Raw genomic sequence first — 26,362 nt, forward strand, 5'->3', positions numbered from 1 at the left:
GCGTGCCACCCAGATATTCCAGCGCGGCGGTCTGCCGCCGCGCTGTTCTACGCGATCAGTCCCCGGCCCCGTCGCGCGGGGCGGGCGCGCCGCCTTCAAAGGCATTGCCATTGACATAGTCGCAGGGCGCTTCCTGCATCTGCAAATGCAACCCGTCGCCGGTATAGGGATGGGCGCGGGCCAGATCCTCGTCCACCTCGATCCCAAGCCCCGGCGCGTCGCCAAGCGCAACAAAGCCGTTCTCCACCCGAATACTGCCCTTGATCAGCGCGTCGTGGAACGGCGTCTCGATCGTTTCGGCCATCAACAGGTTGGGGATAGAGGTCGCCAGATGCAGGTTCGCGGCCCATTCCACCGGGCCCGCATAAAGATGCGGGGCCATCTGCGCGTTATAGACCTCAGCCATTGCCGCGATTTTCTTCGTCTCCCAGATACCGCCGGATCGGCCAAGCGCCGGTTGCAGGATCGCCGCCGCCCCGGCCCGCAGCACGGGGGCGAATTCGGCCTTCGTGGTCAACCGTTCCCCGGTGGCGACGGGGATGCGGACCGCGCGCGCGACCTTGGCCATCTCCTCCACCGCGTCTGGCGGGATCGGTTCTTCGAACCAAAGCGGGGAATAAGGCTCCAACGCCTGACCCAGCCGGATCGCCCCGGCGGTGGTGAATTGACCATGGGTGCCGAACAGCAGGTCGGCCTTGTCACCCACTGCCGCGCGGATCGCTTTGCAAAAGGCCGCCGACTGGCTGATGTCACTCATTGCGGGCATATGTCCGCCGCGCATCGTATAGGGGCCAGCGGGGTCGAATTTCACGGCGGTATAGCCGCGCGCCACGCAATCGGCAGCCGCTTCGGCGGCCATTTCCGGCGAGGTCCAGAACTCCGCCAATGCGTGCTGTTCCATCGGATAAAGATAGGTATAGCAGCGCACGCGGTCCCAGACGCGCCCGCCCAGCATCGCCCAGACCGGGCGACCCCGCGCCTTGCCAAGAATATCCCAGCAGGCGATTTCCAGCCCGGAAAACGCGCCCATCACCGTCAGGTCCGGGCGCTGCGTGAACCCGGAGGAAAACGCCCGCCGGAACATGCGTTCGATATTCTCGGGGCTATCGCCCTGCATATGCCGCGCAAAGACATCTTCGATCACCGCGCGCATCGCCTCCGGCCCGATGGAAGAGGCATAGCACTCGCCCCAGCCGGTAACACCGGTATCGGTGGTCAGCTTCACAAGTATCCAATAGCGCCCGCCCCATCCGGGGGCTGGGGGCGCGGTGATGATAATGTCGAGATCGACAAGCTTCATTGCAGGCCACTCCTGTCTGTCCTTGCCGCGACCCTGACGCGCCGCACGGGGCGGAGCAAGCCGGAAACCGACACACCACTGATCCGTCAGCGTCCTTGGGCAATGGACTTCATCCTTGCGCGGCAGCGCGCCGGTGGGGGCACAAGCGGCACAGCCCGACAGTCCCGGTCAGCGGATGACTAGAAATCCACGGCGCGGCCCCCGACAGGGCGAGGGGGGGCTTGCTTCGCCTGTTTCAAAATACTTCGGGGTGAATTGGCCGCAGGCCAAGAGGGGCGGAGCCCCCAGAAACCCGGCCACCCGCGACGAAGCTACCGGTCGAACATGATCACGTTGCGTTTGGCCGATCCGGTCTTGGTATCCGCGATGGCCTCATTGATCTGATCCAGGCTCCAGCGACCGGAAATCAATTCGTCCAGTTTCAGGCGACCCTGACCATACAAATCCATCATCCACGGGATGTCGCGTTGAATCACCACATCGCCCATTTTCGATCCGGCCATGCCCTGACCCATATAGCTCATGACATCCGGCGCGTATTTCGCTTCGGACCCGGCATGGGGCATACCCACCATGACCAGCTTGCCGCCCCAATGCAGATAGCGCGGGGCCTGATCATAGGCCGGGATTGCGCCAACGGTGACGAATACCGCATCCGCGCCGCGCCCCATCGCGCGTTGCGCGGCTTTCCACGGTGCTTTATGCGTCGCCAGCACGCCGTCCGTCGCGCCGAATTCCCTGGCGATCTCCAGCTTCTCTTCGGTCATATCCACAGCCACGATGCGCCGCGCCCCGGCGATGCGCGCGCCTTGAATGGCGTTCAGCCCGACACCGCCCGCGCCGATCACGACGACATCCTGCCCGGCTTTCAGCCCGGCGGCATTCACCACGGCGCCGACGCCAGTGATCACGCCGCAGGCCACCAGCGCGGCGCTGTCCTTGGGAATGTCATCGGGGATCACCACGACCTGCCGATGGCTGACCACGACCTTTTCCGCAAAGGCGCCGCAGGCCATCGCCTGATGTAGCTTGCCGCCATCGGCTGTCGTGATCGGCCCCTTGTCGCCATCGTAAGGCGTCTCGCAGATGGTGGGCTTTCCCGTCGCGCAATTGGTGCAGGACCCGCAGGCCCGGATCAGCGTGACGACCACGCTGTCGCCTTCGCGGATGCCAGCCACACCCGGCCCGACCGCCGTCACACGGCCCGCGGCCTCATGGCCATAGACCGCCGGAAGCGAGCCGCCCCAAGCGCCATCGGCATAGGAAATATCGGAATGACAAATCGCCACCGCATCAAGTGTGACTTCGATCTCTTCGGCTTGTGGCGCGCGCAGGTTGATCTGTTCGATCTTCAGCGGCTCTCCGAACGCATGGCATACGGCGGCTTTGATTTTCTGCACGATGTCTCCCTCCCTCATGGTTCTGGAACGCTCGTCCGAAACGGTTAGGCGTTGCAAGCCTGAATGCGCCGGGCATGTCAGACTTGCCGTAGCGTCACTTTAGGCGCGGCGTAGAAAAACAACGAGGCCCAGACCGACAAGTGCGCTGGACAGAAGGAAGGGCGCGCCGGGCAAATAGATCGCCCCATCCGCCCCTGAAAACTGCCAGAACGTCACCGACATAACGGCATAGCTGAGGATCATCGCAATCGCCGCGACCGAGGTCATCGCACCCTGAAGCTCTCCCTGGGCGTCGTCGCTGACCTGTTGCGACATGATGGATTGCAGGGCAGGGGTGATCACACCGGCCAGCGCGGCAATCGGGGTCAGCGCCAGCAAGACAAGCCCGGACCAGATCAGCGCGGTCAGGACGAAGAACACGACATCCGCCGCCAGCCCATAGATCACCGCACCGCGTTCGCCCAAGACCCGGATCGCCGGGCGGATCAATCCGCCCTGCACGATGGCCAGCGACACGCCAAAAAGCGCCAGCGACAGGCCGACGACCGCCTCCGACCAGCCGAACCTCAGCTGCGTGTAATAGGCCCAGACCGCCGGATAGACGCCGAAGGCCATCTGATAAAGGAAGTAGACCACCAGAAGGGCGCGGATGCCGGGCAGGTTGTTCAACTGCCGAAATGCGCCGAACGGATTAGCCCGGCGCCAGCTGAAGGGGCGGCGGATGCGGTCGGTCACAGTCTCGCGCAGGACAAAGTAGCCAAAGATCGCATTGGCCGTGGCCAGAAGCGCGGCAGCATAGAAGGGCGCGCGGGTGCCGAATTCCGCCAGCACGCCGCCAATGGCGGGGCCCAGCACGAAACCAAGGCCGAAGGCCGCTCCGGCAAGGCCGAAATTGGTGGATTTCTGCTCGGGCGTGGAAATATCGGCCATATAGGCGTTGGCGGTGGCATGGGTCGCGGCGGTGATACCGCCCACCACACGCCCGGCCAGCAGGATCCATATCGATCCGGCGACCGCCATGACAAGATAGTCCAGCGCCAGCACCACCAGAGAGATCAGCATGATCGGGCGGCGTCCGAACCTGTCCGACAGGTTGCCCAGAAGCGGGCCGAAAAGGAATTGCATCACCGCGAATGTGACAGACAGCACCGCGCCCCACAGAACCGCCGATTGCAGCCCGGTGCCCTGCACCTCGCGGATCAGGGCGGGCATGACCGGAATGATCAGCCCGATCCCCATGGAATCGATCAGCACAGTGATCAGAATGAAGGCAGTTCCGGCACGCATGGGCGGATCAGCGGGAACAGGCGGGGATCATGCGCCGCGCACCTGCGCCGCAAAGGCGCGGGCCTCTTGCGGGGCGCTGCCCAGTTGGGCGGCGGGCATGAAGAGGCTTGCGGGGAGGTCGGGGTAGCGCGCCATCGCAAGCGCGCCCAGGCTTTGGCCGGTCTCGCGCACCTCGGCGGCGAGGCGCTTGGTTTCAAGCTGCGCCTCCGGGCGCGGCATCTGCGCGGCAAGTGCAAAGCTGAGCGCTTCGGCATGAAGCAGCCCGTCCCCTTGCAGATGCGCGGCCATGCGGGCGGGATTGGGCTGCATGCCCTCGGCCAGTTTGTGGCCGTGTTGCGCGGCGGCGGCGGCGCCCATGACGATCTGCGGCAGGGCCATCCATTCGGTGAACCACGCCGCGCCGTCCCGTTGAAAGCGGTGCATCGCCGCGCCGTGCAGCACGCCGTGCAGGCCTTGGCACAGGCGCGCAATCGCCACGAGGGCGGACGGGGCGACGGGGTTTTGCTTTTGCGGCATGGTCGAGGATGCGCCAGCGCCGCCCAGGGTGACTTCACCGACTTCCGTCTGCGCCAAGGCGATCAAGTCCTCGCCCATCGTGCCGAATGCGGTGATGGCCTGCATCGCGGCCTCGGCGATGCGCAGAACCGGGCTGCGATCGGTGTGCCAGGAATGGCCCGGATCGCTGAGCTTCAGCGCCTCTGCCAGATCGCCGCGCAGCACGGCCGGGTCGGGGCCAAGCGCGCTGCCGGTGCCCGCCGCACCCGAGAGCGAGACAGGAAATTCCAGCGCGGCAAAGGCCCGCCGGGCCTCCAGCAGGGGCCAGCCCCATGAGGCGACGACCGCGCCAAAGCTGGTCGGTGCGGCCTGTTGCCCATAGGTGCGCCCCGCCATGGGCGTGTCGGCATGTGCCCCGGCCAGCGCGGCAAGGGCTGTCAGGGTCTGTTCCAGCGAGGCGTCGATCAGCCCCGATGCCTGCCGCAGCCGCAGCATCAGGCCGGTGTCGATGATGTCCTGAGAGGTCGCGCCCCAATGCATGTATTGCGCATGTTCCGGGGCCTGCATTGCCTCGCGGAAGGCCGCGACGAGGGCAGGCACGCAGACGCCGTTCTGCGCGGTGGCAGCGGCCAGCCCGCCGGGATCGATCTGCAATTCCAGCGAGGCGCGGTGGATTGCCTGCGCGCTGAGTTCGGGAATGATCCCGCGCTTGCCCTGCACCTTGGCCAGTGCGCCTTCGATGACCAGCATGGCGCGAATTTCAGCGGTGGCGGTGAAAAGGCGCGTGACGTCGCCCGCATCAAACAGCCCCGCAAGATGCGCCTGATCGTGGACGGATGCCGCCATTAGATGTGGCCCACACCACGCACGAAACCGGTCAGAGCTTCGGCATATTCTTCGGGCTTCTCGACGCAAGGCAGGTGCCCGGCACCGCGCATCAGGTGCATCTTGGAGCCGGGGATCAACTCGATGGTTTCGCGCACGAGGTCGGGCGGGGTCGCGCCGTCTTCGCTGCCCGCAATTCCAAGCGCGGGCAGGCGCAGCGCCGCCGTGGTCGAATAGAAATCCGTGCCCGCGATGGCCGACGCGCAGCCGGTATAGCCTGCGTTCTCTTGCCGGGTGAGCATGTTGCGCCACAGCTCCAGCTCTGGCGTTTTGCGAAACGCGGCGGAGAACCAGCGCTCCATCGTGGCATCGGCAAGGGCTTCGATGCCGCCGCTGTCCACGGCACTGATCCGGTCGGCCCACATGTCGCGGGTGCCGATCTTGGCGCCGGTGTTGGACAGGACGATCGCACGGACAAGGTCGAGCCGTTTGATCGCCAGCCCTTGTGCGATGAGCCCGCCGATGGACAGACCGACGAAGACCGCGTCCTTGAACCCGTGCAGGTCCATCAACCGTTCCGCGTCCGAGACGAGTTGGCCCATGGAATAGGGCGCAGGAGGGCAGGTGGACAGGCCATGACCGCGCTTGTCATACCGCAGGATGCGCAGCCCCGCAGGCAGCAGCGGCATCACCGGATCCCAGAGCCGCAGATCGGTGCCAAGCGAATTGGCGAAGACGACGGGCGCGCCATCTTCGGGTCCGTCGATACGGTAGTGCAGGCGAACATCGCCCAGATCGGCCATCTTCATGTGTCATCTCCTCCCCTAGCAAGGTGCGCTGAAGCGCACCCTACAGGGTTGTCCCATCCCGCGCGCGGGGTTTCAAGCGCGTAGGGTGCGCTTTAGCGCACCTCGTCCCGGCCCAGCCGCATATGCGCCATGATCTGCCCATGGTCGGAGGCCAGCTTGTTATAGGGCGCTTCCGCATGAGAGCCATCGGTCAGGTGGTCATTCAGCACGCTGAAATACTCCATCTCGCCCACATGCCCGTCCCATTCGGGCAAGAAGTGCCGCGACAGGTAGATCTGGTCGATGCTCTCGAAGGTGCCACCAAAGGCCGTCGTATAGACCATGTCGCGAAGGCTTTTGCGCACAAAGAGTTTTTCGGCCGAGTGCAGGCGCACGGCCTCAACATCCTCGGTGATCTGGAGGTTCTCTTCCTTGCTATAGCGGTCTGCGCCGTGCTTTGCGTCATGCCGCAGCATCCATGCGTAGTTTCGGAAGGGCACCTCGCCGGAGATGATCTCGGAGCTGACCGCATGTTCACCATCGTTGAAGTCGCCCATCGCCACCACCGGATAGCCCGCGCGCAGTTCCGCCACGATCTCGCGCCGCAGCACCCATGCCTCCCCCATGCGCCGCACCGCCGCCCGCATCGCGCCAAGCGCGCGGCCAACCGGATCGTACTGCGTCAGATCGGCCTCGGGCGCATAATCGGCCCCCGCGGGGCGAAGAAACTCGCCCAGCTTGGACTTCAGGTGGCAGTTGAACACTGTCATCACCGTGCCGCCGACCCGCACCCGCGCTTTCAGGATCGGGCGGGAAAGCCGCGTCATCCGGTAGGTGCCGCCGTCACCGCCGCCAAGTTCCTGAAACGGGATATCCAGCGGCGTTTCCAGTTCTTGCAGCACTTCGGGCTGCCCCTCGAACCCATGGCGCGACAGCAGCGCCAGACCGGGGCGCCGTTCGCCCGGCCCGCCATCGTGGATGTTGGGCGCAAAGGCCAGCGCCGCATCGGCATAACCCTGATAGGCCAGCTTGCGGAAAATCGCTTTCTTGCGATAGCTCTTCGACCGGTCCGGCAGGTTCAGCGCATTGGCATCGGCCCCGCGCCGGTCCGTTTCCGCGATCACATCGCGCAGGGCCTGCTCTTCGAAGATTTCCTGAAACCCGATGATATCCGCATCCAGCGTCAAAAGCTGATCGGCCATCCAATCGGCCTTCCACGCAAATTCCTCGGGCGTGTAGCTTTGGAACTTGTAGTATTCCTGATCCGCGCCGATCAGGTTCTTGACGTTGAAGCTGGCGATACTGAAACGGGTCATCTGGCAATCCTCGATACTGGGTCCGGGCCCGTTAGCCGAGCGTTTGAAGCGCGCGCGCGAACATTGCCGGATCGACATTCCCGCCAGAGATCGTGACGATCACATCGGCGGCGTCCAACTGGTCGCCGTGGAACAGCGCCGCGGCCAAAGCCACCGCGCCGCCGGGCTCGGCCACGACTTTCAGCCGCAAGAAGGCCTGCGCCATCGCCCGAAGCGCGTCATCTTCGCTGACACTCAGACCGGGCCCACAAAGGCGCTGCATCAGCGGAAAGGTGATGTCGCCCGGCTGCGGGGTGATGATCGCATCGCAGATATTGCCGGTCGTGCTGGCATTGCGTTCGATCCGCCCGGAGGCGAGCGAGCGGCGCACATCGTCGAAACCGTCCGGCTCTACCGGGCGCACGCGCATTCCCGGCGCGTCGGCTTCCAGCGCCAGCGCGACGCCGGACAGCAGCCCGCCGCCGCCGGTGCAGACCAGCACCTCTGCTTCGGTCACGCCCTGTTCGGCGGCCTGTTCGGCGATCTCCAGCCCGCAGGTGCCCTGACCGGCGATGACCTGCGGCTCGTCATAGGGTTTGACCAGCGTCAGCCCTCTTTCATTCGCAAGGCTGGCCCCGATGTCTTCGCGGCTTTCGTGGTTCGCCCGGTCATACAGGACCACCTCTGCCCCAAGGGCGCGGGTGTTTTCGATCTTCAGCTTGGGCGCATCGGCCGGCATGACGATCACCGCAGGCGCGCCATGCAGTTTCGCGGCCAACGCAACGCCCTGCGCGTGGTTGCCGGACGAAAAGGCAATCACGCCGCGCTTGCGGGTGTCCTCATCCATTGCGGATAGCGCCGACCAGCCGCCCCGGAACTTGAACGATCCGGTATGTTGCAGACATTCGGGTTTGACCCAGACACGCCGCCCGGCGATCTCGTCCAGAAAGGGGGAGTTCAGCAGGGGCGTGCGGCGGACATGGCCCTGCGCCCGCGCGGCGGAGGCGCGGATCATATCGATATTCATGTCATGGCCTCGATCCATGTGGTGAGAGTGGAAACGCTTTCGGGCTCGTCCAGGAACGGCACATGCCCGCGCCCCGGTACGGTGGTGGTCAGAATATTCGGGCGGCGGGCCTTCATCTGCGCCACGGTTTCTTCGGAGAGAAGTTCGGAATTGGCACCGCGGATCACCGCCAGCGGCACGTCGGGCAGGGCATCGAAGAATGGCCACAGGTCAGGCAAGCCCGCCTCGCGCGCGGCCAGTGTCGCGTCTCGCAGGCGCGGATCATAGGTGATTTCCAGCCCTGTGTCGGTCTGCCGATATTGGGTCCGGGCCTCTTGCAGCCAGCGGTCTGCCGGCACGTTGTCGAACCCCTGCATCACATGTGCCAGCGCCGCAGCCATCTGTTCATGGGTGGCCGCATGCGGGTGGCGCCCGATATATTCGGCAATGACATCCAGCCCCTTATCCTCGATCACGGGGCCGACATCGTTGAAAGCCACGCCCAGCAGGACATCCGGCGCGGCGGCGGCCATGCCCATGGCGTTCAGCCCCCCGCGCGAGGTGCCAAGAACCGCGACCTTGGGCAGGCCGAGATGCTCCAGCAGTTCCATCACGTCGCGTACTTCGATCGGCAGCGCGTATTCGGCCCATTCCTTGCCCCAATCGGACTGCCCGCGCCCCCGGTAATCCATGCGGATCAGGCGCACCCCGGCCAGATGCGGCGCAACATAGTCGAAATCGCGGGAGGTTCGGGTCAGCCCGGCAAGGCACAGTACAGGCAGCCCGTCGCCGCTGTCTTCGTAATGCAGCGACAGCCCGTCCGAGGTCGTGAAGCGGCTCATGCCACACCTGCCAGTTCGGGGATCGCCGCCAGATGGGTCAGGATGTGGCGCGGCTGGCCTGCAAGGCGGTCCACAGGATCGCCCGCGCGGTTGACCCACACGGTGTCAAAGCCATAGGCCGCCGCCCCCGCCGCGTCCCAGCCATTGGAGGACACGAACAGAACCTCGTCCCGCGTGCCGCCAAAACGCTGCTGCACAAGGTCATAGCATTGCGGCGCAGGCTTGAAGATGCCCACCGATTCAATCGACAGCACGTCGTCCAGTTCTGCGCCAATCCCGGCGGATTGCACCGCGCCGTCCAACATCTCGGGCGAGCCATTGGACAGGATCGCCGTGTTCAGACCGGCCTGCTTGAGCCGCGTCAGCATCTCCGGCACTTCCGGGTAGGCCTGCAATTCCCAGTAAAGTTGCAGCAACCGCTCACGCAGCGCGGCATTGGGCGACAGGTCGGCCTTCTCCAACGCCCAGTCCAGAGCGTTCTGCGTCACGGTCCAGAAATCCGTATGATCGCCGGTTATGGCGCGCAGCCACGAATATTGCAGCTGTTTGAGCCGCCAATGTTCGGCCAACGCGGCCCATGCGTCGATCAATTGCGGAAATTCGGTTTCTGTCGCAGCCTGACGCGCGGCGGCGGCCACGTCGAACAGGGTGCCATATGCATCGAAGACACAGGTTTTGATCGGCATTGCGGGGCTCCCTCCGTGGCGGTCGCGCGCAGATTTGCACAGAGCCGGGCGAAGGGAAAGCGGCCTTCGCGTTGTATTCCGGCGACAAAACCGTTACTCTGCGCGCCAGAGCGAGAACCCGCGCGATCCGCTGCGGCCTCAGAACCCATCCCCCCGACAGATTGGACTTATATGACCCAGGTCAAGAACGGTGACACCGTACAGATTCACTACACCGGCACGCTTAGCGATGGCGCGACTTTTGACAGTTCGGCCGGGCGCGACCCGCTGTCCTTCGAAGTCGGCTCCGGGCAGATCATTCCCGGTCTCGACAAGGCGCTGCCCGGCATGGCTGTCGGCGACAAGAAAAAGGTCGAAGTGCCTTGCGACGAGGCCTATGGCCCGATCAACCCCGGTATGCAGCAAGCCGTCCCGCGTGAGGGTATCCCGGCGGAAATCCCGCTGGAAATCGGTATGCAGCTTCAGATGCAAAGCCCGGAAGGCCAGATCGTCCCGGTGACCGTGCTTGAGGTGACCGAAAGCGAAGTGACGCTGGATGCGAACCACCCGCTGGCGGGCAAAGACCTGACCTTCGATATCGAAGTCGTGGCCGTCGACGCCGCGTGATCCTTGGCGCTTCCGGCAGGGCGGATGGCCTTGCCGGAAGTGCTGGAAGACCTCCCGCCGATGGCGCGCTCAGGCGTGCGTCACGGCAAAGCCGGTTGCGGTGTTATGCGGAAACTCCGGCCGCCCGCGCAGCAGCGGTATCCCAATCGCAATCCCGAACCACAGCGCCGCCGCCGTCAGCACGTAGGTGCCCGCGCCCAAAAGCGCGACATCGGCCAGCGCGTATAGGCTGGCCAGCAGCACCCAGCCAAGGCGCCGGACCTCCCGGCAGATGATGCGCCCGCGCCGGACACGGCCAGCTTGAGCCAGCGCTTGCCCGGCGTGTTGCCGTGGTTCAGCAGGGCCAGCATCAGCATCGCGGCGGCTGTCAGGATCGGGGCAAGGACAAAGCTGACCCGCATCGGGTCGGCAGACAGGGCAAACACCACCGGCAGCGCGAGGCCGCAGATCATGTTTGCCAGAACCCAATCCACCGCAAAGGCAAGCGCACGGCGCGGCGGGCTGGTGATCATCGTGGCTTACAGGTTTTCCTGCTGCGGCATGCCCAGAACGTGGAAGCCGCCATCGACGCGGATGATCTCTCCGGTCGTGCAAGCGCCCGCATCCGAACACAGGTATACGGCAGTGCCGCCCACGGCCTCCAACGTCGCGTTGGAACGCAGCGGCGCGTTCTGGTCGGTATGCTTGTAGGTCTTGCGCGCCCCGGCAATGGCCGAACCGGCAAGCGTTTTCATCGGGCCGGGGCTGATCGCGTTGACGCGGATACCATCGGGGCCAAGGTCATTGGCCAGATAGCGCGTGGTCGATTCCAGCGCCGCCTTGGCGACACCCATCACGTTGTAATTGGGCGTCACGCGGGTGGAGCCCATATAGGTGAGCGTCAGCAGCGTGCCGCCGTTTTCAACCATCAGCGGGTGGGCGCGGCGCGCGACCTCGATGAAGGAATAGACGGAGATATCCATCGAATTCTTGAAGTTGTCGCGGGTGGTGTTCAAAATCCGGCCGGTTAGCTCGGATTTGTCGGAATAGGCGATGGCGTGGACCAGAAAGTCCAGGCGATCCCAGCGCTGCGACAGTTGATCGAAGGCGTGGTCCAGCGATGCGTCATCCGTCACGTCCACATCCACCATGAAGTCGGACCCTACAGAGGCCGCCAGCGGCTCCAGCCGCTTGCCAAAAGCGTCGCCCTGATAGGTAAAGGCCAGTTCGGCTCCGGCTTCGGCGCAGGCTTTTGCAATGCCCCATGCGATAGAGCGGTCATTGGCTACGCCCATGACAAGCCCGCGTTTTCCCTGCAATGACAGCATGTCACCCCCGCAATACGTTCCCGATGGGTTTGGCCGAATTCCCCCGTAGCGTCAAGCGACTGCGCGGGGCGGGGCGGGCGCTGCCGGCGCTGGATGCCACGCGGGCCGCACAGGGGCGGGGCAGGGCCAATTGCGGTGGCCCGTGGCCCTGCGCGCCTCTAACGCTGTTTGTGCGAATGTCAGTCCTTGTACTTCGACAGGACCATCGACCCGTTCGTGCCACCAAATCCGAAGGAGTTGGTCATCACGCTGTCCAGCCCGGCGTTTTCCTGAAGCGCGGTGGCGATTTCGCCTTCGCGCAGGGCAGGGTCGAGCGTTTCGACATTGATCGACGGGGCGATGAAGTCATGTTCCAGCATCAACAGGCTGAAGATCGCCTCCAGCGCGCCTGCCGCGCCTTGTGCGTGGCCGGTCATGGACTTGGTCGAGGAAATCGGCGGATGGGTTTCGCCAAAGACGCGGCGCACGGCCTCCACTTCGCCGACATCGCCCACCGGTGTCGAGGTGCCATGCGCGTTGATATAGCCGACTTCGCGACCTTCGGGCATGGTGGACAGGGCCAGACGCATGGCGCGCTCGCCGCCCTCGCCGGACGGGGCGACCATGTCATGCCCGTCGGAGGTCGCCGCATAGCCGGTGACTTCCGCGTAAATCTTCGCGCCGCGTGCAAGGGCGTGCTCAAGATCTTCCAGCACCACGATGCCGCCGCCGCCGGAAATCACGAACCCGTCGCGATTGGCGTCAAAAGCACGGGAGGCCGTGGCCGGGGCGTCGTTGTATTTCGAGGACATCGCGCCCATCGCGTCGAACAGGCAGGACAGGGTCCAGTCCAGTTCCTCGCCGCCGCCTGCGAACATCACGTCCTGCTTGCCCAGCATGATCTGCTCTGCCGCGTTGCCGATGCAATGCAGCGAGGTCGAACAGGCCGAGGTGATGGAATAGTTGATGCCCTTGATCTTGAAAGCCGTCGCAAGGTTGGCGCTGATCGTCGACGACATGCATTTGGGCACCGCAAAGGGGCCGATCCGCTTGGTCGCGCCGGTTTTCAGAACCGTCTGATGCGCCGACAGCATGGCAGATGTGGACGGCCCGCCCGATCCGGCAACCAGCCCGGTGCGTTCGTTCACGATCTGGCTTTCATCCAGCCCGGCATCCGCGATGGCCTGCGACATGGCGATATAGGCATAGGCCGCGCCGGGCCCCATGAACCGCAATGTCCGCTTGTCGATATGCTCGGCCGGGTCGATATCCAGCGTGCCCGCGATCTGGCTGCGAAAGCCGTGTTCGGCCATGTCGGGGCTGGCCTTGATACCGGATGTGCCGGTCTTGAGAGAGGAAAGAACCTCTTCGACATTGTTCCCGATGGACGAGACAATGCCCATCCCTGTCACAACTACTCGGCGCATGCGCGCACTCCTCCTGTGGGTTACGGCCTTTTAAGTCAGCCCACGGCGCGGGTGCAAGCAGGTTGAAGAGCGCACTGTGCGGTGAGCATCTATTCACAAATTGGACCGCCGCGCGGGGCGCTTGGCGCGGCTGCCCGAAGCGGATCGGGAAGACCGCCTGTGGCGCCGCCCCGAATATAACTGATTCTGGTCGTCTCGTCGTCAACGCCGGTGATGCGTGTCGCCGCGAAATCACCGCCCCTCGCCGGACAGGACAGCCGCGTGGCGGGCAGGAATTATGCCTCGCTCAACACGACCTTCATATCGGTGACTTCATAGATCACTTCGCCGTCGGCCTCCACGATGCCATTGGCAACGCCCATGGTCAGGCGGCGGGTCTGCATCGCCTTGGTGAAGTCCACGTAATAGGTCAGCATCTTGCGATCCGGCCGCACCATGCCTTTCAGCTTTACCTCGCCCACGCCCACGGCCATGCCGCGACCGGGCCAGCCGCGCCAGCCAAGGTTGAACCCTGTCAGCTGCCACAGACCGTCCAGACCCAGACAGCCGGGCATGATCGGGTTGCCGGGGAAGTGGCAGTCAAAGAACCACAGGTCCGGGGTGATGTCGAATTCCGCCACCACATGGCCCTTGCCATGTTTGCCGCCATCTTCCGAAATCTCGGTGATGCGATCCATCATCAACATCGGCGGTTCCGGCAATTGCGCGTTGCCGGGGCCGAACAACTCTCCACGCGCACATTTCAGCAGATCCTCGCGATCGAAACTGTTGGGGTACTGGGCCATGGCGCGCATGTCTCCTCGGCAGGTCAAAGGTCGAACCCCTCTAGCACCGGGTTTGCCTGCCCCGCAAGGGATTGGCCGCAACTGGGTGTGGTTTGCGTGTCACCGGGGTTGACCTGCGACTGATTTGCAATTGAAACTACAGGCATAAGGACTTTATAGATAATACTGTAACGGTACGAGGCAGCTATGACGCGCACGGCGCATGAGATCGGAACGCAGTGGCTGGAGACCAAGGGTCTGCGGCCCACACGGCAGCGGGTGACGCTGGCGGCGCTTCTGGTCGGCGATGGCCAACACCGTCATGTCACCGCCGAAAGCCTGTTCGACGCGGCCAAATCGCAGGGCGAGGCTGTGTCGCTGGCGACTGTCTACAACACGCTGCGCGCCTTTTGCGATGCAGGTCTGGTGCAGGAAGTCACGGTCGATGGCTCCAAAAGCTACTTCGACACGAACACCCACGATCACCCGCATTTCTTCTGGGAAGACGAGTCGCGCCTGTCGGATGCGCCCGCCGATCAATTGGTTATCTCCCAATTGCCGCAAGCGCCCGAGGGTGTGGAAATCGCCGCCGTGGACGTGGTTATTCGCCTAAGACGCAAATAACCGTCAATTGTTTCTGATTTAGCGACGATTTGTGTCAGCTCTGACCCGAGCTGCCGGAAGCTTTGCTCACGTTTTCGTGATACTCTTCGGAATGCGCCGCGTGCGTTGCGTTGTCGCGGCGTGTTTCCTGACGCATTACGTGAGCCTTTTTTGATGACCAAATTTTCAACTGCCCTCCGTTCGGGTCCGCTTCGCCTGTCGCGTGCGATGCCCGTCCTTCTTGCCCTGGCCGGGGCCATGCCCGTGCAGGCCGGATCGATCAGCGCCTTCATCGACGATTACGCGGTGAAGGTCGCCGCCGGGCTAAGCGGCCCTGCCGTGCCGGCCCTGCCGCCGAACGACATCTTGTCGCGCCTCGCCCCGGCGACCTATGCCGATGGGGCCGGCGCATTGGTGGATCGCGGCAATCCGCGCGACATTTCCAACGCGCTCAGCCAACCGGCCCATGCAGCGCAGGACGAACTGCCGCCGCTCAGCAATCTGGGCGTTGCGATGCTGCAATTTCTTGCCAGCCACGAGACCGCCCATACCAAAACCGGGAGCGAAACGATCAACATCCCGGTCCCGGCAGATGATCCGGTGGCGCAGGCGGGCGGCGGTGCGCCGGTGATGTTGATGGACCGGTCGCTTTACACAGAAGTGGACGGCGTGCGCGAGCAGACCAATGCGCTGACCCATATCTTCGACGGATCGACCGTGTATGGCAGCGATATGGCCACCACGATGGCGCTGCGCAGCCTTGACGGGACCGGCAGGATGAAAACCGGGCCGGATGGCGGCTTGCCGATGGTGGATGGCCGCCCCGTCGCGGGGGATGGGCGCGTGGCGGAAAACCCCAGCCTGCAAAGCCTCCATACGCTTTTCGTGCTGGAACATAACCGGCTTGCGGACGAAATCGCAGCGGCTTGTGCGGCGCAGGGACTGACCTGCACCGGCGATCAGATTTTCGAAGGCGCGCGGCACCTGGTCGCGGCAGAGCAGGAAAAGGTGTTCTACGACGAATTGCTGCCGGTCTTTCTGGGCACGGATGATCTGGCCAGCCTGTTGCCGGACCCGACCATCGTGGCCCGGATCGACGGCATGTTGACGGAGTTTTCCGCCGCAGCCGGGCGCATCGGTCATACGATGGTGCCCGACACGATCCGCGTACAGGCCCCGGGCGGCGCAGCGCAGGACGTGCCGCTGGCCGATTGCTTTTTCAACATGGCCTGCCTGTTGGGCGCTTCGCTGGATGACCAGCTATTCGGGCTTTCCGTGCAGCCGTCGATGGCGATCGACACGGTGATCGATGATACCTTGCGCAATGCGCAGGTGCCCGCCGCCGGGGCGAGCTTTCTGATCGACCTGTATGCCACCAACATCAATCGCGGGCGCGACCACGGTCTGCCGGATTACCTGACCCTTCGGGAGCTTCTGGGCTTTGACCCGGCCCCGATCGAAGACCTGCTGCCCGCCTTCGTTCTGGACGCCTTTCCCGACTACCTGACGACGGGTGTGGACGCGATTGTGGGGCTGTTCGCGGAAATCCGCGTGCCGACGCAATATATGGGCGACACGGCGCGGGCGCTTTGGGCGGCGCAATTCCTGTCGATCCAAAACGATCATTCGTGGTTCGACCCGGCCTATGGGCTTGGTGACTTTCTGGACGGGGTCACCATGGCGGGCCTGATCGTCGACAATACCGGCATCACGGCGGCGCAGCTTTCCGGCAATGTCTTTGTCGCGCCGGTGCCGCTGCCCGCGCCGGGGCTGCTTTTGCTGGGCGCGGGTGGTTTGCTGCTTGCGAGGCGTCGGCGCGTCTGATCATCTGCGCGGCGAAACGGGCCGCAGCAGGGAAGGGATCGGACCATGATGCCGGGCAAGCAGGATATCGACACATATGCGCGCGACGGGGTCGTGCTGTTGCGTGGGCTTTTCGCCGATCATGTGGAGACGCTGCGCGCGGGCGTGGCGCGCAATCTGGACGCGCCGGGGCCCTACGCATCGAACAATGACAAGGCGGGCGAGACAGGCCGGTTCTTCGACGATTACTGCAATTGGGAACGGATTCCCGAATTCGCCGAGGTCGTGCGCGATCCGGCCATCGCAGCGGCTGCGGGCGCGCTGATGGGCAGCCAACGGGTGCAGATGTTCCATGACCACGTGCTGGTGAAAGAGCCGGGCACCTCCATGGCGACACCATGGCATTCGGACGGGCCGTATTACTTCGTGCAGGGGCAGCAAACCGTCAGCTTCTGGGTGCCGCTCGATCCGGTGACGGATGCTTCGCTGCGCTGTGTGGCGGGCTCCCATCTGTGGGAAAAGGACGTGCTGCCGACGCGCTGGGTCTCGCAAGAGGCGTTCTTTGAAGGCGATTACATGCCGCTTCCCGACCCAGAGGCCGAAGGCATGGATATCCGCGAATGGGAGATGGCGCCCGGCGATGCCGTCGCGTTCAACTTCCGCACTCTGCATGGCGCGCGGGGCAATCAGTCAGGCAGTCGGCGGCGGGCGTTTTCGCTGCGTCTGGTGGGGGAGGATGCGCGCTATGTGGCGCGGCCCGGCCCGACCTCTCCGCCGTTTCCGGGCCATGACATGACGCCCGGTGCGCGGCTGCGCGAAGACTGGTTCCCGGTTCTGCGCGCCTAGGCGCAAGGTGGGTCCGACCCGCGCTGCGCGCGCGGATCGGGATCATCATGCGGAGCGGCTCAGGCGGAAAAACCCAGCTTGGCAACGTGAATCTCGTAGGTCGGATGCATCTCTGCGCCGACCACGTTTTCCTTGTGGTGCCGATAGGTGGACCGCCAGTAAGGCTGGATCACAACCCCTTCGTCCTGAAGGATCTTTTGCAGTTTCGCCATGACCTCGCGCCGCTGGTCAGCGTCGGCAAGCGCCATCGCCTCGGCGAGCAGGGTATCGAATTCCTCGTTCGCGAAGGCGCTTTCGTTCCACGGCTCACCCGACCGATAGGCCAAGGCCAGCACCTGCACGCCCAAGGGGCGCTGCGCCCAGTCGGTCGAGGACAGCGGGTATTTCGCCCAGTCGTTCCAGAATGTCGCGCCGGGCAGCACGGTGCGTTTCACGTTCAGCCCCGCATCGCGCATCATCGCGGCTGCGGCGTCGGACGTGTTCTTGCGCCACGTGTCGTCGATAGAGATCAGCTCATGCTCGAAATCGGCCATCCCGGCTTCTTCCATCAGCGCCAACGCGCCTTCGGGATCGAAGACAGGGGGCGGCAGTTCGGCATATTCGGGATGGATCGGCGCGACATGGTGGTTTTCCGCGACGCGGCCATTGTCGGAAAAGCCCAGTTCCAGCAGCACCGCGTTGTCCACCGCCATGGCCAGCGCCCGGCGCACCCGCGCATCGGCATAGGGCGTCTTGCCCTCCACTTCGGCCAATTGGTTGGCGCGGATCACGACGGTATTGGCGGTCACGGCTTCGGATTTGGTCAGCCCGATATCATCCAGCAGGTAGATGAAGTCACCAATGGATTCATAGACCATATCCACCTCGTCCGCGTCCACCGCGGCCACGATGCCGACCATATCCGTGCCGAAATCGAGATACTCGATCCGGTCCAGATAGGCGCCTTCGCCCCACCAGGTATGGTTCTCGTTGCGCACCAGAACTGCGCGGTCGCCGACCTCGAATTCCGCAGGAATATAGGGGCCGGTGCCAATCGGGTTGTCCAGCGGGTCGCCATTGAAGCTTTGGTGCACGATGGCCGCCGGATAGTCGGAGAAGCCCGCAATCAGCGTGATATCGGGGTTGCCGGGCGTCAGCCGCACGGTGGTTTCATCGACCACGGTGATCGCGCCATCGCGGGCCTTTTTCGTCTCTGAATCCACGAGCGACCCCATGCGCGACGCCATGGAGTTGCCCTCGACCTCGGCCTCGCACCAGCGCGCGATGTTGAAGGCCACGTCCTCGGCGGTGAAGGGGTCGCCATTGTTCCAAGTGACGCCCTGACGGACTTTCAACAGGTATTCGGTGGCGTCCTCATTGACTTCCCAGCTTTCCAGAAGGGCAGGCTCAAACGATCCATCCGTCTGATATTCCACGAGATATTCAAGATAACCGCGTGTGAAGTTGGACATTTGCGGCCAGTCATATGTGCGCGGATCCTTGAGGCCCTTCACCAGCGACTCGATCCGAAGCGTGCCGCCCTGTTGCACGTGGCCCGCGGCTTGTGCGGGCTTGGCGGCGCCCAAAAGGCCATAGGCCGCAGCGCTGGTCACCCCCAGCGAAGTGGCGCGGGTCAGGAATTCACGGCGCGACAGGGTGCCGGCCGCAGCTTCATCGGCATAGGCGCGCGCGGCGGGATGAATGGTTTCGTCATGGAGCATGGGAGTTCTCTCTCTCTTTGCGGTCAAAGCAGACGGGGAGCGGCCTTCGACATGTTTTGGCGGCTCGTGGCACGAGAATCGTAACCGTTGATTATGGGGAACAAATTGTTCGTAAACGACGCTAGACAGAAAATACGACACATCCGTGTCGCACAAGCCGGGGCGTTGCCATTTCCAAAGGCCGGCAAGGGACCGCCGGGGGGGGATCAGCGGAAAGGGATGACCTTTCCGTGCAAATCGGTGTCATGCTGCGCGATGGCGTTCAGCGCCTCTTTCTTGCAGTGTTCGCACAGGCCCACGCCTTTCGGGAAATCCACGGTGGTGGGCAGGGTGAATGGGTCGACCCACTCATCGCCAATAAGAAACGCGCAACAGACAGAGCATTTCTTGGGCGAATAATGCAGTGAAAAGTCGACGGCGGTCTGGTGCTGCATATGCGGGCCGGGCGCGATCTGAACATGTTCGACCCGCAATCCGTTCTCGCGCAGCGGTGAAATCGTCATGTTGAACAGCCGTGCCATCTTGGGACTGTCGCAGCGATAGCGCAGGTTCAACGGTATGCCCTTGCGCCGCACCGCGAAAAACAGCGCATTGAGATAGGACATCGTCTCAAACCCCTCGACACTGTCCCACAGCGGGTATCCGGTCACTTCCGCCGCTTGCGCAGAGGGGCTGTCATTCTGAAGCGCAAAGGTATCCCAGTCGCCACCGATGCCAACGATGACGTCCTGCTGATCAATATCATAAAACGATCGCATTTTGAGACACACCCAATTTGCAACGTGGAAAAATTCAACTCAACTCTTGGTCACACACATCAAACGCAAAAACTGAAACCCGAGGCGCCTGTCTGCTTTGGGTCGAAGCCTTCTGTTGCGTAGGTTCTGTCAGAACCATTGCCCCGGCTCCATGAGCCCAAGGTCGAGAAGCTGGCGCGAATGCCATTCAAAAGGTGCTGAATTGTGCCAAGTAAAGCTTGATATGTCAAAGGCGCTGCCAGCATTGGTTTTCAGGGCCTTGGCCGTGCGGAACGAACAGATCGCCGCCGTCAGATTGTTGTGCCACGGGCAGGCATAGGTGTTGTATTCTTCGTCATTGAACGTGTGGGTTTCGCTCAACTTCAGGCCGGGTTTCGATCTGAACAGCGCGATGCGGTCGATCTTGCGCCGCTCTTGCGGGACGTGTTCCTCGAACCGCCAGCGCAGACCGCCGAAGAAATCCAGTTGGCGTTCTTTCGGCCCGTCCGCGCCACGCCGCGCCAGCGCGTAATAGCCGGACCGATCCAGATGCGCCCGGTCAAGGCTGACCGCATCGGGGCTGCGATCCAGATCATCGGCATACAGGTCCACCACATAGGTCAGCATCGCGCTGCGCCGTTCCTCGGTGTGAAAGGCCAGCATTTCGCCAATGGTGCGCGTTTCGCAAAAGGGGAAGAACAGGAATTCCGCGTTATAGCAGTAATACATCCACAAATCCGGCACCGCCGCGATCAACCGGTTCACCGCCGCGATTCCGGCCCCCGGTGCGGTCGTGTCGTAATCGATGCGATAGACCGTCGCCTCCAGATCGCGGGGCAATGCGAAACTGCGCGGCATCAGCGACAGAACGGTGCGGAATCCCAACTGCTGATTGTGGCGCAACGTCGTGGCGACTTCGACCTCATCCTCGACCAGCACAATGGCCACGGGGCCTTTCAGCCACGCGCGCGCATCCGTCAGAAAATCGTCAATCGAAGTGAAATGCCGTTCCATCGCTCATCATTCGTCTACCCGCGCGTGCATTGCAAGATGCTGGCCGCTCCTGTATGTGCGGCGTCGCCTTTCCACTCCCTTAACAGGTTACCGCGATGTCAGCGCCCAAGAAGCTCTATATCAAGACCTATGGCTGTCAGATGAATGTCTATGACAGTGAACGCATGGCCGAGGCGCTGGCAGGGTATGAGCAGACCGATACCCCCGACGACGCGGATATGATCCTGCTGAACACCTGCCATATCCGCGAAAAAGCGGCGGAGAAGGTCTATTCCGAACTGGGCCGTTTCAAGGGGCTGAAGGCGGAAAAGCCGGACCTCAAGATCGGGGTGGCGGGCTGCGTGGCACAGGCCGAGGGCGAAGAGATCATGCGCCGCCAACCGATGGTGGACCTTGTGGTGGGGCCGCAATCCTATCACCGCCTGCCAGAGATGGAGGCGCGCACCCATAACGGGGCCAAGGTGGTCGACACCGACTTCCCCGAAGAGGACAAGTTCGAAAAGCTGAAAACCCGACCCAAGGCCAAGCGTGGCCCGACCGCGTTCCTGACCGTGCAGGAAGGCTGCGACAAGTTCTGCGCCTTTTGCGTGGTGCCCTATACGCGCGGGGCCGAGGTGTCGCGCCCGGTGGACCGCGTGCTGGCAGAGGCGCGCGATCTGGTCGAACGGGGTGTGCGCGAAGTGACCCTGCTGGGCCAGAACGTCAACGCCTATCACGGCGCGGCGCAGGGAGGGGAGTGGACGCTGGCGCAGTTGATCTGGGCGCTGAACGATATCGACGGGCTGGAACGCATCCGCTTTACCACATCGCACCCCAATGACATGGACGATGCCCTGATCGAAGCGCATGGCACCTGCGATAAGCTGATGCCCTACCTGCATTTGCCGGTGCAATCGGGGTCGGACCGCATCCTGAAACGGATGAACCGGTCGCACACCGCCGAAAGCTATTTGCGGCTGATCGAACGCATCCGCGCCGCGCGTCCCGATATCCTGATGTCCGGCGACTTCATCGTGGGCTTTCCCGAAGAGACAGAGGCGGATTTCCAGGCCACGCTCGATCTGGTGGAAGAGGTGCGCTACGGCTACGCCTATTCCTTCAAATACTCGACGCGCCCCGGCACCCCCGCGGCAGAGCGCGCGCAGGTCGATCCGGCAGAGGCCGATGACCGCCTGCAACGGCTGCAAGCCCTGATCACCCGCGACCAACGCGCCATCCAGAACGAGATGGTCGGGCGCGAGATGGGCGTCCTGTTCGAAAAGCCGGGCCGCAAGCCGGGGCAGATGGTCGGCAAATCCGATTACCTGCACGCCGTTCACGTGCAGGCCGAAGGGCTTCAGCCCGGTGATCTGCGCCGCGTGCGCATCGTCGAGTCCGGGGCGAATTCCCTGCGCGGCGAACTGCTGGACTGATCTCCCAAGGCCAGCGCGGCCAAGCGCGGCGCGACTACCCGCCCGCGTGCCCGCCCGATGACAAGGCGTCGATCACAGCCGTGCGGCGTCTGACTGCCCCGGTTTGCAGATACTCCATCGCCTTGAGTGCCGCATCATGCGCCGCGACGGACGATCCGCCCACGCAATCCTCGACGACGCGGCAAAAATAGTCGGACTGGTGCCCGTCCACGAATGTGTAATGCACGCACACATCCGTCAGCCCGCCGCACAAGATCAACGTGTCGATCTTGAGGCCGCGCAGCAGAATCTCGAAATCCGTTCCGAAAAACGCGGAATAGCGCCGCTTCGGGATCACGTAATCTCCCTTGCGGAAGCCCATTTCCTCCTTGGCGAGCTCGGTGCGGGGATCGCCTTCAAGACAGTGGACATCTTCATCGCCGTCCAGCTCGCGGCCGAAGTCGATCAGGTCGGGGCGGTGGACCTCCTGGATGAAGATGACCGGCACGCCGTTCTCATGTGCGGCATCCACCAGATCACGGGCCGCGATCATGCGATCCTTGTAGCCCGGCATATTGTCGATCGACCGCTCCGCGCTGTCATCGATGAACGTGCTTTTCTGAATGTCGATCACGATCAGGGCTGGCCGACCTTCGATAAGCTTGCGCGCTTGTTTCGTCTTTGTGGTCATTTCGGTCATCTCCGTACTTCAATGTGCATCCGAGCCAAGAAGAAGCATCCCGGCGATCAAAAGGGTCAGGCCCGCGATACTCGCAAAACTCAGGCTCTGGTGGAAAAACGCAACGCTGACCAGAACCGACCCGACAGAGCCGATCCCGGTCCAGATCGGGTACGCGATCCCAAGCGGCAGTTTGGCCATGGCGGCATAAAGGGCGATCAGGCTGAATGCCATTGCCAGAAGCGTCAGCGCGCCAAGACCCCAGGAGAACCCCAGACCAAGCCGTTTCAGACCGGCAGCCCAAGCAACCTCCAACCCGCCAGCGATGAGAAGATAGATCCAAGCCATAAAGACCTCCATTCCTGCAGGTCGTCCTGGCGAAAGCCCGTTCAAGGCCGGGTCGTCCCGGCGGGCGGTTGATCCGCTGGTATGATGTGCAGGCTGCTGCGTCAAGTCCGGAGGCAAAGGGAAGAGCGGCGGCGGTTTTCCAGCATATTGCGCCAATGGTGAATTGGGCGGCTGCGCCATTTCATACCGGCCGGACGACGCGCCGCCATGAGGCGCCAGCCGCCGTTCATCTTCGTCACCCCAAGCAATTTCGGGATTTCAAAGGGGGAATTTCGCGTGATCAAAAGGGAAAAGCGCCATTTCCGAAAGGCGGCTGTCATTTTGAAATGATTTCCAGAAATTTGAGGCAACACAAGAAAGCGCTGATTAAGTGCCGACTTGTTCCAAATCCAGCCTTAGTTGGGACAATATTATTCAATTAATACGTTCTTACGAAAGAAAATTTGTATGGATCATCAGTGAATTGGGTTCCCAGTTCTGATCGGTGTTGTGCAACTGCCACAATTTTAAAGGTGCCAAAACTATGAAACTTAAATCTCTCGCCGCTGCGTGTTTCGGAATCGCCGTCACTGCAATTGCAGGTTCGTCCACGGCTGCAACCTATACGCTGACCTATTCGGGCGTCCTGGACACTGTTCGTGGCCTGGACAACGCGACCGTGACAGAGGGCGTTGCATTTTCCGGCAGCGTTGTGCTTGACGACGCGGCCGCCAAGACGCTCGACTACGGTTTCACCGCGTATTACCCGATCCTTTCGCATACGTTGACCATCGGAACCCTTCCCGCACTTGAAAGCGGACCGAAGGATTATGGTTTGCAGATCGTCAATCAAACATCGACGGATTCCGCCCATGTGAGGTCGTCCCTCAATCCTAGCGTTGGCGTTCAGGACTTTGGGGTGAATTTCGTCGGCCCTAACACCCTGTTTCCCAGCAGTTCATGGGACGAATTTTTGACTCTTGGACAGGGATCTTTGGATAGCTTCAAAAGTGCATTTATGACTGTGAGCCTCTTTGGCGATAACTCCCCATTCGGCAGTTTCAGTCAGTCGTCGATGTTCGGTGACTGCACCGAGTATAGCGGTTGCAAGCTGTCCGGCACCATCAACACCCTCGGCGCACCAGCGCAGCCGGCAGCCGTGCCGTTGCCTGCGGGCGGGTTGCTGCTGCTTTCCGGACTGGCCGGTGTCGCTGGCCTGCATCGCAAGAAAAAGCGCGCCGCTTGACGCGGCCGCGAGACAGCATTCCGCAGGCGTACGCCTGAGCAAAGCATAAGCTCAAAGGCGCAGGTGAAACCCTGCGCCTTTTTTTGCATCCCCGAGGTCGACGACGGCAAGCCCCATGGTGGGTGGGCGCCCGCAGCGGTGACACATGGCCGTTCGGGCCCAAGTTGGTCCCATTGCAAAGCGCGGGATATTGTGCCCAATGCGATAAAGCCCCCGGATTTCATGGCGCCGAAGTGCGAAAGGTTTTTGACGAGTCAATTATTTTGGTTTCCTGAATGGAAACACACTGTATCCGAATAAGACCGCTCTCACTTAAGTGGGGTCGATTTTGCCTACTAATTGGGCGAAGCTAGAATTTGGAAATAGGGATGCGATTGTCCGGCAAAAAGAAATAGGGAAAAGAATTACAAAGCAAAAATATACGAATGCCCAAATAACTTGCGAATCATTTTTTAACACACGGTGCGGTGAAGAATTGCCAATGCCCCAGACTACCGTCGCGCCCGTCGGTCCAGCCTCTTGCCGAAGGTCACCCACCGGGGCCGGGCGGCGGCGGGTGGTTATTTGTCGGGCAGTTCCGCCCGGATGCCACCCCGACGCGGGCCGAAACACGGCTTGGCGGTGGTGCTCCGGTCCGGCACGGTTCTATGGTGCGGCGATTTCTGCGCGAAAGGGCGAGCATAATGTCGAAAGATCCTCTCAGCCACGCGAAGGATGTGGTCGAACGCTATCTCGAACTGTCGATGGTTCCCGATCCGGAGGGCGCGGCGCGCCATGTTGCGCCGGAGTTTCGCATGGTGTTCACGGGCGGGCGGCGGTTTTCCTCGCCCGCGGAGTCGGCGGCGTTCAACGCCAAACGCTATGCCTGGGTGAAGAAGCGGTTCCTGCGGACCGATGCCGCGCTGGACGCCGAAACCGGAGAGGTGCGCGTCTATAATACAGGGCATCTTTATGGGGAATGGCCGGACGGGACGGCCTTCGACGGCAATCGCTATATCGATATCTTTGTGGTCAAGGACGGGCTGATCGTGGAAACGCAGGTCTGGAATGACAGCGCCGAAATCCTGCTGCATGGGGCCGGGCTGGCCGAGGCACCGCTATGAGCCTGCCGGATCACGGGCGCTATGACTATGTGCCGATCACGCGCCGACCAGAGGTGACCTGGCCCGAGGGCAAGCGGCTGGCCGTCTATATCGGGCTCAATTTGGAACATTTCGCCTTCGCAGAAGGGCTGGGGGCAGAGCTCGCGCCCGGTGGCCCGCAGCCCGACATTCTGAACTATGCGTGGCGCGATTACGGGAACCGGGTCGGGGCGTGGCGGATGCTTGACCTGCTGGACCGGCTGTCCTTTCCCGCGACCGTGCTGGCCAACAGCGCCATGTATGGCTACACGCCGGAACTGATGGCGGCGGTGCGCGCGCGTGGCGACGAGGTGGCCGGTCATGGCCGCACCAATAGCGATCGGCAAAGCACCATGTCCGAGGCGCAGGAACGCGCCATGATCGAAGAGGCCACGCGCACGATCCATGCGGCAGAAGGTGTGGCGCCCACGGGCTGGCTGAGCCCCTGGATCGCAGAAAGCAAGGTCACGCCGGACCTGCTGGCCGAGGCGGGGTATCGCTATACGCTCAACTGGTGCATGGATGATCAGCCGGTCTGGATGCGAACCCGCTCCGGCCCGCTGCTCAGCGTTCCTTATCCGCAAGAGGTGAACGACATTCCCGCCATCGTCGCGCGAAAGGACAGCGCGTCCGATTTTGCCGATATGATCGTGGACAACTTTGACGAGATGCTGGACCAGTCGCAGGGGCAAAGCCTTGTGATGGGCATAGCCTTGCACCCGTATATCGTCGGGCAACCCTTTCGGCTGCGCCATCTGGCGCGCGCGCTGACCCATGTGGCGGGCCACCGGGACGAGGTCTGGCTGACCCGCGCCGGGGATATCGCCGAACATTGGGCACGCGCGGTGCCGCCCGGCGCGAAGGACGGCGCGCCGAGATGACGGCCCC

General features: G+C 62.9%; 27 protein-coding genes. 9 read left to right on the plus strand and 18 right to left on the minus strand.

Going from position 1 to position 26,362, the window contains the following annotated elements; genetic code table 11:
- Positions 1–55: 55 nt before the first annotated feature.
- From E4Z66_RS09310 to E4Z66_RS09350, 9 genes are all read right to left on the minus strand, one after another.
- Positions 56–1,300 carry a mandelate racemase/muconate lactonizing enzyme family protein gene (locus E4Z66_RS09310; protein ID WP_136462719.1) on the minus strand — a complete coding sequence of 415 codons (1,245 nt, stop codon included), beginning with the start codon at positions 1,298–1,300 and terminating at the stop codon, positions 56–58.
- Positions 1,301–1,611: 311 nt separating this feature from the next.
- Positions 1,612–2,700, minus strand: a complete 1,089-nt coding sequence (locus E4Z66_RS09315) for a zinc-binding dehydrogenase (RefSeq protein ID WP_136462720.1) — start codon at positions 2,698–2,700, stop codon at positions 1,612–1,614.
- A 99-nt stretch (positions 2,701–2,799) separates the two neighbouring features.
- Positions 2,800–3,987: a TCR/Tet family MFS transporter gene (locus E4Z66_RS09320; protein WP_136462721.1), complete on the minus strand. Its 1,188-nt coding sequence runs from the start codon at positions 3,985–3,987 to the stop codon at positions 2,800–2,802.
- 27 nt (positions 3,988–4,014) lie between these two features.
- Complete coding sequence (locus E4Z66_RS09325) at positions 4,015–5,328, minus strand: lyase family protein (protein ID WP_136462722.1); 1,314 nt, start codon at positions 5,326–5,328, stop codon at positions 4,015–4,017.
- Complete coding sequence (gene pcaD / locus E4Z66_RS09330; protein ID WP_136462723.1) at positions 5,328–6,116, minus strand: 3-oxoadipate enol-lactonase; 789 nt, start codon at positions 6,114–6,116, stop codon at positions 5,328–5,330. The genes E4Z66_RS09325 and pcaD overlap by 1 nt, the downstream gene beginning before the upstream one ends.
- Before the next feature lie 92 nt (positions 6,117–6,208).
- Positions 6,209–7,411, minus strand: coding sequence for an endonuclease/exonuclease/phosphatase family protein (locus E4Z66_RS09335; protein ID WP_136462724.1), 1,203 nt, complete (start codon positions 7,409–7,411; stop codon positions 6,209–6,211).
- Positions 7,412–7,442: 31 nt separating this feature from the next.
- Positions 7,443–8,417 (minus strand): threonine ammonia-lyase, encoded by a 975-nt coding sequence (locus tag E4Z66_RS09340; protein ID WP_136462725.1) that lies wholly within the window; start codon positions 8,415–8,417, stop codon positions 7,443–7,445.
- The gene (locus E4Z66_RS09345; protein ID WP_136462726.1) at positions 8,414–9,238 is read right to left on the minus strand and encodes an alpha/beta fold hydrolase; all 825 of its coding nucleotides are present in this window, start codon (positions 9,236–9,238) and stop codon (positions 8,414–8,416) included. Before E4Z66_RS09345 ends, E4Z66_RS09340 begins: the two co-directional genes overlap by 4 nt.
- Positions 9,235–9,924: a haloacid dehalogenase type II gene (locus tag E4Z66_RS09350; RefSeq protein ID WP_136462727.1), complete on the minus strand. Its 690-nt coding sequence runs from the start codon at positions 9,922–9,924 to the stop codon at positions 9,235–9,237. The genes E4Z66_RS09345 and E4Z66_RS09350 overlap by 4 nt, the downstream gene beginning before the upstream one ends.
- Before the next feature lie 171 nt (positions 9,925–10,095).
- On the opposite strand from E4Z66_RS09350, the gene E4Z66_RS09355 reads away from it, so the two are divergent.
- Entirely contained in the window at positions 10,096–10,530 is a 435-nt protein-coding gene (locus E4Z66_RS09355) for an FKBP-type peptidyl-prolyl cis-trans isomerase (protein WP_136462728.1), read from the plus strand.
- A 176-nt stretch (positions 10,531–10,706) separates the two neighbouring features.
- Here E4Z66_RS09355 and E4Z66_RS09360 read toward each other — a convergent pair whose 3' ends face one another.
- The 4 genes from E4Z66_RS09360 to fabA form a co-directional block, all read right to left on the minus strand.
- On the minus strand, positions 10,707–11,042 hold the full coding sequence (locus E4Z66_RS09360) for an RDD family protein (protein WP_136462729.1): 336 nt from the start codon (positions 11,040–11,042) through the stop codon (positions 10,707–10,709).
- Between the two features lie 6 nt (positions 11,043–11,048).
- On the minus strand, positions 11,049–11,837 hold the full coding sequence (locus E4Z66_RS09365; protein WP_136462730.1) for an enoyl-ACP reductase FabI: 789 nt from the start codon (positions 11,835–11,837) through the stop codon (positions 11,049–11,051).
- A 179-nt stretch (positions 11,838–12,016) separates the two neighbouring features.
- Positions 12,017–13,243, minus strand: a complete 1,227-nt coding sequence (fabB, locus tag E4Z66_RS09370; RefSeq protein WP_136462731.1) for a beta-ketoacyl-ACP synthase I — start codon at positions 13,241–13,243, stop codon at positions 12,017–12,019.
- Between the two features lie 275 nt (positions 13,244–13,518).
- Positions 13,519–14,028 carry a bifunctional 3-hydroxydecanoyl-ACP dehydratase/trans-2-decenoyl-ACP isomerase gene (fabA, locus tag E4Z66_RS09375; RefSeq protein WP_136462732.1) on the minus strand — a complete coding sequence of 170 codons (510 nt, stop codon included), beginning with the start codon at positions 14,026–14,028 and terminating at the stop codon, positions 13,519–13,521.
- A 186-nt stretch (positions 14,029–14,214) separates the two neighbouring features.
- Here fabA and irrA point away from each other — a divergent pair, with 186 nt between their 5' ends.
- The 3 genes from irrA to E4Z66_RS09390 all read left to right on the plus strand — a co-directional run bounded on the left by irrA (position 14,215) and on the right by E4Z66_RS09390 (position 17,259).
- On the plus strand, positions 14,215–14,631 hold the full coding sequence (irrA, locus tag E4Z66_RS09380) for an iron response transcriptional regulator IrrA (RefSeq protein WP_136462733.1): 417 nt from the start codon (positions 14,215–14,217) through the stop codon (positions 14,629–14,631).
- Positions 14,632–14,838: 207 nt separating this feature from the next.
- Positions 14,839–16,434 (plus strand): peroxidase family protein, encoded by a 1,596-nt coding sequence (locus tag E4Z66_RS09385; protein ID WP_168797765.1) that lies wholly within the window; start codon positions 14,839–14,841, stop codon positions 16,432–16,434.
- Positions 16,435–16,479: 45 nt separating this feature from the next.
- Positions 16,480–17,259, plus strand: coding sequence for a phytanoyl-CoA dioxygenase family protein (locus E4Z66_RS09390; RefSeq protein WP_136462735.1), 780 nt, complete (start codon positions 16,480–16,482; stop codon positions 17,257–17,259).
- A gap of 59 nt (positions 17,260–17,318) precedes the next feature.
- Here E4Z66_RS09390 and E4Z66_RS09395 read toward each other — a convergent pair whose 3' ends face one another.
- The 3 genes from E4Z66_RS09395 to E4Z66_RS09405 all read right to left on the minus strand — a co-directional run bounded on the left by E4Z66_RS09395 (position 17,319) and on the right by E4Z66_RS09405 (position 20,710).
- On the minus strand, positions 17,319–18,959 hold the full coding sequence (locus E4Z66_RS09395; RefSeq protein WP_136462736.1) for an ABC transporter substrate-binding protein: 1,641 nt from the start codon (positions 18,957–18,959) through the stop codon (positions 17,319–17,321).
- Positions 18,960–19,165: 206 nt separating this feature from the next.
- Complete coding sequence (locus E4Z66_RS09400) at positions 19,166–19,717, minus strand: hypothetical protein (protein ID WP_136462737.1); 552 nt, start codon at positions 19,715–19,717, stop codon at positions 19,166–19,168.
- 129 nt (positions 19,718–19,846) lie between these two features.
- Complete coding sequence (locus tag E4Z66_RS09405) at positions 19,847–20,710, minus strand: hypothetical protein (RefSeq protein ID WP_136462738.1); 864 nt, start codon at positions 20,708–20,710, stop codon at positions 19,847–19,849.
- A gap of 95 nt (positions 20,711–20,805) precedes the next feature.
- On the opposite strand from E4Z66_RS09405, the gene miaB reads away from it, so the two are divergent.
- Positions 20,806–22,122 (plus strand): tRNA (N6-isopentenyl adenosine(37)-C2)-methylthiotransferase MiaB, encoded by a 1,317-nt coding sequence (miaB, locus tag E4Z66_RS09410; RefSeq protein WP_136462739.1) that lies wholly within the window; start codon positions 20,806–20,808, stop codon positions 22,120–22,122.
- A 34-nt stretch (positions 22,123–22,156) separates the two neighbouring features.
- Here miaB and E4Z66_RS09415 read toward each other — a convergent pair whose 3' ends face one another.
- Together E4Z66_RS09415 and E4Z66_RS09420 are read right to left on the minus strand one after the other, a co-directional pair.
- Positions 22,157–22,792 carry a cysteine hydrolase family protein gene (locus E4Z66_RS09415; protein ID WP_136462740.1) on the minus strand — a complete coding sequence of 212 codons (636 nt, stop codon included), beginning with the start codon at positions 22,790–22,792 and terminating at the stop codon, positions 22,157–22,159.
- Between the two features lie 18 nt (positions 22,793–22,810).
- Positions 22,811–23,128, minus strand: coding sequence for a DMT family transporter (locus E4Z66_RS09420; RefSeq protein ID WP_211097130.1), 318 nt, complete (start codon positions 23,126–23,128; stop codon positions 22,811–22,813).
- A 68-nt stretch (positions 23,129–23,196) separates the two neighbouring features.
- On the opposite strand from E4Z66_RS09420, the gene E4Z66_RS09425 reads away from it, so the two are divergent.
- From E4Z66_RS09425 to E4Z66_RS09440, 4 genes are all read left to right on the plus strand, one after another.
- On the plus strand, positions 23,197–23,550 hold the full coding sequence (locus E4Z66_RS09425; protein ID WP_136462742.1) for a hypothetical protein: 354 nt from the start codon (positions 23,197–23,199) through the stop codon (positions 23,548–23,550).
- 101 nt (positions 23,551–23,651) lie between these two features.
- Positions 23,652–24,353 carry a VPLPA-CTERM sorting domain-containing protein gene (locus E4Z66_RS09430; protein WP_136462743.1) on the plus strand — a complete coding sequence of 234 codons (702 nt, stop codon included), beginning with the start codon at positions 23,652–23,654 and terminating at the stop codon, positions 24,351–24,353.
- Positions 24,354–25,036: 683 nt separating this feature from the next.
- On the plus strand, positions 25,037–25,456 hold the full coding sequence (locus tag E4Z66_RS09435; RefSeq protein ID WP_136462744.1) for a nuclear transport factor 2 family protein: 420 nt from the start codon (positions 25,037–25,039) through the stop codon (positions 25,454–25,456).
- Positions 25,453–26,355 carry a polysaccharide deacetylase family protein gene (locus tag E4Z66_RS09440; RefSeq protein ID WP_136462745.1) on the plus strand — a complete coding sequence of 301 codons (903 nt, stop codon included), beginning with the start codon at positions 25,453–25,455 and terminating at the stop codon, positions 26,353–26,355. The genes E4Z66_RS09435 and E4Z66_RS09440 overlap by 4 nt, the downstream gene beginning before the upstream one ends.
- Positions 26,356–26,362: the final 7 nt, after the last annotated feature.

It is taken from the genome of Aliishimia ponticola, from assembly GCF_004803475.1.
Lineage (GTDB): Bacteria > Pseudomonadota > Alphaproteobacteria > Rhodobacterales > Rhodobacteraceae > Aliishimia > Aliishimia ponticola.